The sequence below is a fragment of the Phocaeicola sp. genome (assembly GCF_048170425.1).
Classification (GTDB): domain Bacteria; phylum Bacteroidota; class Bacteroidia; order Bacteroidales; family Bacteroidaceae; genus Phocaeicola.
In genome coordinates this window covers 1-7,886 of sequence record NZ_DBEXBB010000113.1, presented here as the reverse complement: position 1 = coordinate 7,886, position 7,886 = coordinate 1, and the positions used below count along the sequence as shown (strand labels likewise).

5 protein-coding genes and 1 pseudogene are annotated in these 7,886 nt (G+C 46.7%); 5 read left to right on the top strand and 1 reads right to left on the bottom strand.

What is annotated here, in order from left to right:
- The first annotated feature begins 9 nt into the window (after positions 1 to 9).
- The 5 genes from ACMJ0U_RS04550 to ACMJ0U_RS04530 all read left to right on the top strand — a co-directional run bounded on the left by ACMJ0U_RS04550 (position 10) and on the right by ACMJ0U_RS04530 (position 7,356).
- A complete protein-coding gene (locus ACMJ0U_RS04550) occupies positions 10 to 711 on the top strand; it encodes a hypothetical protein (RefSeq protein WP_417128459.1) in 702 nt (233 codons plus the stop codon).
- A gap of 108 nt (positions 712 to 819) precedes the next feature.
- A complete protein-coding gene (locus ACMJ0U_RS04545) occupies positions 820 to 1,176 on the top strand; it encodes a P-II family nitrogen regulator (protein ID WP_417128458.1) in 357 nt (118 codons plus the stop codon).
- Positions 1,177 to 1,221: 45 nt separating this feature from the next.
- On the top strand, positions 1,222 to 2,616 hold the full coding sequence (locus ACMJ0U_RS04540; RefSeq protein ID WP_417128457.1) for an ammonium transporter: 1,395 nt from the start codon (positions 1,222 to 1,224) through the stop codon (positions 2,614 to 2,616).
- Positions 2,617 to 2,669: 53 nt separating this feature from the next.
- Positions 2,670 to 4,859: a glutamine synthetase III gene (locus ACMJ0U_RS04535; RefSeq protein WP_417128455.1), complete on the top strand. Its 2,190-nt coding sequence runs from the start codon at positions 2,670 to 2,672 to the stop codon at positions 4,857 to 4,859.
- A gap of 289 nt (positions 4,860 to 5,148) precedes the next feature.
- Positions 5,149 to 7,356 carry a BspA family leucine-rich repeat surface protein gene (locus tag ACMJ0U_RS04530; RefSeq protein ID WP_417128453.1) on the top strand — a complete coding sequence of 736 codons (2,208 nt, stop codon included), beginning with the start codon at positions 5,149 to 5,151 and terminating at the stop codon, positions 7,354 to 7,356.
- Between the two features lie 163 nt (positions 7,357 to 7,519).
- Here ACMJ0U_RS04530 and ACMJ0U_RS04525 read toward each other — a convergent pair.
- Positions 7,520 to 7,886 (bottom strand): annotated as a pseudogene (locus ACMJ0U_RS04525) (MATE family efflux transporter); the annotation flags it as partial.

Genomic DNA, 7,886 nt, shown 5'->3' with positions numbered 1-7,886 from the left:
ACGAAAGCAATGAAAAGAATGCAACTCACCGGAATCGCACTGCTTTTAATGATAGGCATTCCAGTCATTTCAATGGCACAAGACAAAGTAGAAGCTAACATTGGAGCCGATCTTGTAAGCGGATACATCTGGCGTGGACAGGATTTAGGAAATGTGAGCATCCAACCCTCTGCTTCCGTATCCTACAAAGGTTTCTCCCTTTCAGGCTGGGGTTCTGTGGGACTGGATAAAGAAGACACCAAGGAATTCGACCTTACTTTAGGATACAGTACGGGAGGATTCAGCGTATCTGTCACTGATTATTGGTTTGACGGCGGTCCTGAGTATTTTCACTATGGTGCCCACAACACTTCACACGTGTTCGAAGCACAAGTAGGTTACGATTTCGGTCCCTTAGCCGTGAACTGGTATACAAACTTTGCAGGAGCTGATGGCGTAAGAGCAAACGGTGACCGTGCTTATTCTTCCTACTTCAGCATCGCAGCCCCCTTCAAATTAGGTGGTCTGGACTGGTCGGCAGAAATAGGTGCTACCCCATGGGAAACCAGTTTCTACAACAATGGGGCAAGTGGATTTGAAGTTTCAAATATATGCCTCGGAGCCAGCAAGGAAATCAAAATCACAGATTCCTACTCTCTGCCTATATTTGCCCAGGCTATTTGGAATCCGGCCACAGAAGGAGCTTACTTTGTGTTTGGCATAAGTTTCTGACAAAAATATACTACAATACAAATACAGCATCAATAGAATTAGTGATTTCAAGAGGCAAAAAAGATTACACAGGATAACAAACAATACAAAATACAAATACAATTTATTATGAAAAAGATTGAAGCAATCATCCGTAGAACCAAATTCGAAGAAGTAAAGGAGGCATTATTGGCCGCCGACATCGAATGGTTCTCCTACTATGAAGTAAGAGGTGTCGGAAAAACCCGCGAAGGTCGTATTTATCGTGGGGTAGTATATGATACCAGTACCATCGAACGAATCCTGATTTCCATCGTAGTGAGGGAAAAGAATGTGGAAAAGACCGTACAGGCCATCATGAAAGCCGCTTATACCGGTGAGATAGGTGACGGACGCATTTTCATCATCCCCGTAGAAGACTCCATCCGTATCCGTACAGGCGAACGTGGCGATATTTCGCTTTATAATGCGGAACAGGAAAAATAACCACGGAAAATCAACTCAGGTATTAATTCTTAATAGGTAAAAATTATGAAACGACTTACAGAAGGTGTGCACACTGCAGCATACCGCAAAATCCTCATACCCTTATTCTTACTTCTGTTTCCATTGATCACAACAGCGCAGATCTCTGTACCTGAAGAGGTTAGCAACGCTGACAAGATAGCGGAATTATCTACCGGACTTAACACCGTATGGATGTTACTGGCTGCCATGCTGGTATTTTTCATGCAGCCGGGCTTTGCTCTGGTTGAAGCCGGATTTACCCGCAGCAAGAACACAGCCAACATCCTAATGAAAAACCTGGTAGACTTTATGGTAGGTTCCATTCTGTTCTGGTTTATCGGTTTCGGACTGATGTTCGGTGTAGGAAATGTATTCGGTACTCCACACCTCTTTGACCTGGATGCCATGGACAATATCATTCAGAACGGATTACCTATTGAAGGTTTCCTAATCTTCCAGACCGTATTCTGTGCCACTTCCGCCACCATTGTGTCAGGTGCCATGGCCGAACGTACCAAATTCTCCATGTATCTGGCTTACACAATAGCCATCAGCGTATTAATCTATCCGGTTTCCGGTCACTGGACCTGGGGAGGAGGATGGCTTTCAAACGCAGATCCGGATTCATTTATGATGTCTGTGTTCGGTTATACATTCCATGACTTTGCCGGTTCAACTGTGGTTCACTCTGTAGGTGGATGGATTGCACTAGTCGGCGCCGCCATTCTTGGTCCGCGTTTGGGCAAATACGGAAAGGACGGAAAATCAAAAGCTATCCCCGGTCACAACCTGACACTGGCCTGTCTGGGTGTATTCATCCTTTGGTTCGGATGGTTCGGTTTCAACCCAGGTTCACAGCTTGCTGCAGCCGGATACGGTGACCAGACAGCCATCTCACACGTATTCCTTACCACCAACCTGGCAGCTTGTACCGGAGGATTCCTTGCCTTGCTTGTAAGCTGGATTAAATATGGTAAACCGTCACTCTCTCTCACACTCAATGGTATCCTTGCCGGACTCGTCGGTGTAACAGCCGGATGCGACCTGGTATCACCAATGGGAGCCGCTCTTATCGGAGCTATCTGCGGAACCGTCATGATTTTCGCTGTAGAATTCATCGAACACCGTCTGAAAATTGACGACCCTGTAGGTGCCTCTTCCGTACACGGTGTATGCGGTAGCCTCGGAACCATTCTTACCGGTCTGTTTGCCGTAGAAGGCGGCACATTCTACGGAGGCGGCTTCGGATTCCTCGGTGCACAGATTTTTGGTGTAATCATCGTCGGCGGATGGGCCGCATTGATGGGATACATCATCTTCAAAGTCCTCGACAAAGTTCACGGCCTGCGTGTTTCTGCCAGAATCGAAGAAGAAGGATTGGACGTTTACGAACATGGAGAATCTGCCTACAACCATTAAACATAGCACATTCACTACTAACTATTAAATAACCAATAAAAATTTATAGTCACATGTCAACATTAAGATTCAGAGTAGTAGAAAAGGCCTTCCAGGCTAAACCCATGGAAGTACCTGCCCCTGACAAAAGACCGGGAGAATACTTCGGTAAATATGTATTCAACAGAGAAAAAATGTTTAAATACCTGCCTTCTACGGTATTTGCACGATTGATTGATGCCATGGACAATGGCGCAGCTCTTGACCGCCAGATAGCCGATGCCGTAGCCGAAGGTATGAAACGATGGGCCAGCGAACTGGGGGCTACCCATTATACTCACTGGTTCCAGCCACTGACAGAAGGAACAGCCGAGAAACACGATGCATTCGTAGAACACGACGGGAAAGGTGGCATGATGGAAGAGTTCTCCGGAAAGCTCCTTGTACAGCAGGAACCGGATGCTTCTTCTTTCCCGAACGGCGGAATCCGTAACACCTTCGAGGCTCGTGGATACAGCGCATGGGATCCTTCATCGCCTGTGTTCGTAGTAGACGACACCTTGTGCATTCCGACCATCTTTATCGCTTATACCGGTGAATCACTCGACTACAAGGCTCCGCTTCTGAAAGCCCTCCGTGCAGTCAACAAAGCGGCAGTAGACGTTTGCCACTATTTCGACCCGAATGTGAAAAAAGTGATGGCTTACTTAGGATGGGAACAGGAATACTTCCTGGTAGACGAAGGTTTGTATGCCGCACGTCCGGACCTGTTGCTGACAGGACGTACGCTGATGGGACACGAAGCCTCCAAGAACCAGCAACTGGAAGACCATTACTTCGGTGCTATCCCTACCCGTGTGGCAGCTTTCATGAAAGACCTTGAAATCCAGGCACTCGAATTAGGAATTCCAGTGAAGACACGGCATAATGAGGTAGCCCCCAACCAGTTTGAATTGGCTCCGATTTTCGAAGAATGTAACCTGGCCGTAGACCATAACATGCTCATCATGTCATTGATGCGGAAAGTTGCCCGCACACACGGATTCCGTGTACTGCTGCACGAAAAACCGTTCAAGGGTGTCAACGGTTCCGGTAAGCACAACAACTGGTCGCTCGGGACGGATACCGGCACACTGCTGATGGCTCCGGGAAAGACTCCGGAAGAGAACCTGCGTTTCATTACATTCATCGTAAACACCCTGATGGCTGTGTACCGCCACAACGGATTGCTGAAAGCTTCCATCATGAGTGCAACCAACGCACACCGTCTGGGAGCCAACGAAGCACCTCCCGCCATCATCTCTTCCTTCTTAGGCAGCCAGTTGAGCAAAGTGCTTGACCACATGGAAGACAGTTCAACCGACGAACTGATTGCCTTAGGAGGTAAACACGGTATGAAACTCGACATTCCGCAGATTCCGGAACTGTTGATTGACAATACCGACCGTAACCGTACTTCACCGTTCGCCTTCACCGGCAACCGCTTTGAATTCCGCGCTGTAGGTTCTGAAGCTAACTGCGCCAGCGCCATGATTGCCCTGAACACAGCCGTAGCTGAACAGCTTACCGAATTCAAGAAAGAAGTGGACGAACTGATAGAGAAAGGTGAACCGAAAATTTCAGCTATCATTCAGGTGATCCGTAAATACATCAAGATTAGCAAACCCATCCGCTTCGACGGCAACGGATACAGCGACGAATGGAAAGAAGAAGCTGCACGCCGTGGTCTGGACTGCGAAACCAGCTGCCCGGTCATCTTCGACCAGTATCTGACAGAAGACAGTGTACGCATGTTCGAATCTGCCGGCGTCATGACCCGCAAGGAACTAGAAGCACGCAACGAAGTAAAATGGGAAACCTATACCAAGAAAATCCAGATTGAAGCCCGCGTTTTGGGCGACCTGGTAATGAACCACGTAGTTCCGGTAGCCATTGAATACCAGAGTAAACTGATTGACAATGTATACAAGATGAAGCAAATCTTCCCTGCAGAAGAGGCCGAAAAGCTGTCTGCTGAAAACATGGCCATCATCCGTAAGATTGCAGAACACACTTCTTACATCAAGGAACATGTAGATACCATGGTAGAAGCCCGAAAAGTAGCCAACAAGATTGTAGACGAACGTGCTAAAGCTATCGAATATCATGATAAAATAGCTCCGATGCTGGAACAGATTCGTTACCACATTGACAAGCTGGAACTGATTGTGGATGATCAGATGTGGACATTACCCAAATACAGAGAACTGCTGTTCATCAGATAATCCATCCCCTAAAGGATTATCTCTTATTTCTTATTGGTTGTTTGAGAAAGAGGCCGCGACCGTGAAGGTCGTGGCCTCTGCGTTTCCTTTTGGATCGTTGCCCGAAAAGCCTTGTCTTTCCTAATCATAGCCGGGCAGTCCTTTTGAGTTAAGAAACTCAAAATTTAATTTATTCAGTTGATTAATTCGGCTTTCTTTCCTTCCTTTAGAAATCTTTTTTATGAGTACACTATTCAGTTAACCGATGGTGTGCTTTTCTATTGGTATTTACAAAATTTGGAATGTAATTATGAGTAAACTGTACAAACCCGGCAGTTTAAAAGAACTGAAGGAGTTAGTGAACAATGAGACCGTTTGCCTCGGTGACATCGATACTTCTCTGATAACGGATATGAGTTGGCTGTTCTGCGATTCAACACGCACAAACTTTGACGGGCTTGAAACGTGGGACACATCTAACGTCACTACGATGGAACGCTTGTTTCACAGAGTGAAACATTTCAACCATCCCATAGGGAATTGGAATGTTTCGGCCGTAACGAACATGGAGTGCATATTTTGTGGATGCAGCGACTTTAATCAGCCTTTAGGGGATTGGGACGTTTCGTCCGTAACGAATATGGAGTCGATGTTCGGCGGCTGCGTCAAATTTAATCAGCCGCTTAACGATTGGGACGTCTCAAAGGTCCAGAAAATTTCGTGTATGTTCTGTGAAGCCGAGAAGTTTAACCAGCCGCTCGACAAATGGGATACGTCGGAAGTCCGTGAAATGGCGTGGACCTTCGCTGGTTGCATCAAGTTTAATCAGAATATCGGCATGTGGGATACGTCGAAGGTCACAAGGATGGAAGGGATGTTCGAGGGGGCGGTACGCTTCAACCAGCCGCTGAACGATTGGGACGTCTCGAACGTGCGGTATATGTTACGCATGTTCGACGGTGCGAAAAGCTTCAATCAGCCGCTCGACCGCTGGAACGTGAGCCGTGTTGAAGACGCCGAAAGGATGTTCAAAAACGCGCGCAGCTTCAGCCAGCCGCTCGATACGTGGCTGATACCACGATTCTGCGACATAAGCAACATATTCCTGTACGCTCCAAACTTCACCGACGTCAAGACGTTGACACTTTGCTTCCACCTTGCTACAAAGAAGAACTGCCGCGCAAGGCTGAAAGAAAAGCTGGACAAGCTCCACCCGGCAGAGGTGTACGCGGAACTCTCACGCTACGGCAGTGAACACACTACGGAATATATGCGCGAACTTGAAACGACCCATCCGGAGCTGATAGGTTCCGTCCGCACCAATGTGGGAGACGTGAAGCACAAGCCCCGCTCCAAACGCGAGCTTATAGAACTCTTGGATATGGGCGCAAAATTGCCGCTCGCCAATATAGATACGTCTCTGATAACAGACATGGAAGGCCTCTTTCGAAAGTCTAAACGCAGTAACTTTGCCGGTATCGAGACGTGGGATACGTCAAATGTCGTAACGATGAAGCATATGTTTGCCGGCGCAATCTACTTCAACCACGACATAAGTGGATGGGATGTCTCCAACGTGCGTGATATGTCCCACATGTTCGAAGGTGCTCACAGATTTAACAAGCCGCTTGAAGCCTGGGACGTGAGCAGCGTAACAGACATGAACTATATGTTCTCCAACGCAGAGCGCTTCAACCAGCCGCTCGACGGCTGGAACGTCTCAAACGTCCGGAACATGCGGTGTATGTTCTATTACGCTCTCTCCTTCAATCAGAATCTAAACTCTTGGAATGTCTCAAAAGTTACCGACATGGGCGATATGTTCCGCTTCGCCTCTAGTTTCAACCAGAATATAGCGTTGTGGGACGTCTCAAGCGTTACCGACATGGACGGTATGTTCTACATAGCGGAGCGCTTCAACCAGCCTATCGGCGCATGGAACGTTTCCTCCGTCACGAATATGAAACAGATGTTCTGGAGGGCCGCGGCGTTTAATCAGCCGCTTGAAAAGTGGAATGTCTCGAACGTGCAAAACATGCGCGAGATGTTCTGCGAAGTGTCGAGCTTCAACCAGCCGCTGAACGATTGGGATGTTTCAAACGTGCAGGATATGCGCGAGATGTTCTCCAAAGCGTCGAGCTTCAACCAGCCGCTGAACGATTGGAATGTCTCGAACGTGCAGAATATGTACTGTATGTTCAACGAGGCGAAAAGTTTTAATCAGCCACTCGACAAATGGGACATCTCAAATGTCAAAGATATGGCCTATATGTTCTGTGAAGCTACCTCGTTCCGTCAGCCGATAACGGCATGGCGGCTGTGCGGACAATCTACGAAAGGGATGTTCCTCAGACTGCCGGACTATTGTGACATGGAGTCGCGCGTCATGTGTCTCACCCCTCATAATGATGAAGCGATGAAATACGACCTGGAAGATATGATTAACCTATTCGGAGAAAAAACTGTTCAAGACGTGTTGCGACTTTACGGTGAGAAATACGGTCTTAAGGAGGATTAGATGAAATCCAATCTGTCAACACTTTCCGACAAGGATTCCATGTAATCTGAAAGCAATTCCTGACTTCATCATATAAAACATTAATTTTACAATACGTTGATAAATAGTTTTCCGACTTCGCATCACTCTAAAAGGGTGACGCGAAGTCATGGAACTCAAACTTTTAATAGTTCTTGCTTTTGAGATAGATAACAGCAAGTAATCCAAGTAATATCACATATAAATATTCTGCAGTCCAATATACGGAAAGGGAAGTACTGAAACAGCTTATTGACCATAAATAAATCTGATAGGCTATAATGGTTACAATCTGAAATATAAAAGTGATATGCGTAGCACCGGTTCCGATTACAGCATTCATATATACATAACCAGGTAAGGCAAAAGCGTAATTCAACAGGGCTACTATAAACGGTAGACGAGCCATCTGCATTAAATTCTCATTCCCCGAATAAATATTGAAAATATAATTGGAGCAAATGATACAAAGAACAATAAGGGGGAAGCCTATAGCATATCCTAAACAAATA

What these genes read in the sequence shown, in the direction of transcription:
- ACMJ0U_RS04545 (WP_417128458.1), top strand. Translation starts at nt 820, where the DNA reads ATGAAAAAGATTGAAGCAATCATCCGTAGAACCAAATTCGAAGAAGTA.
- ACMJ0U_RS04530 (WP_417128453.1), top strand. Translation starts at nt 5,149, where the DNA reads ATGAGTAAACTGTACAAACCCGGCAGTTTAAAAGAACTGAAGGAGTTA.
- ACMJ0U_RS04540 (WP_417128457.1), top strand. Translation starts at nt 1,222, where the DNA reads ATGAAACGACTTACAGAAGGTGTGCACACTGCAGCATACCGCAAAATC.
- ACMJ0U_RS04535 (WP_417128455.1), top strand. Translation starts at nt 2,670, where the DNA reads ATGTCAACATTAAGATTCAGAGTAGTAGAAAAGGCCTTCCAGGCTAAA.
- ACMJ0U_RS04550 (WP_417128459.1), top strand. Translation starts at nt 10, where the DNA reads ATGAAAAGAATGCAACTCACCGGAATCGCACTGCTTTTAATGATAGGC.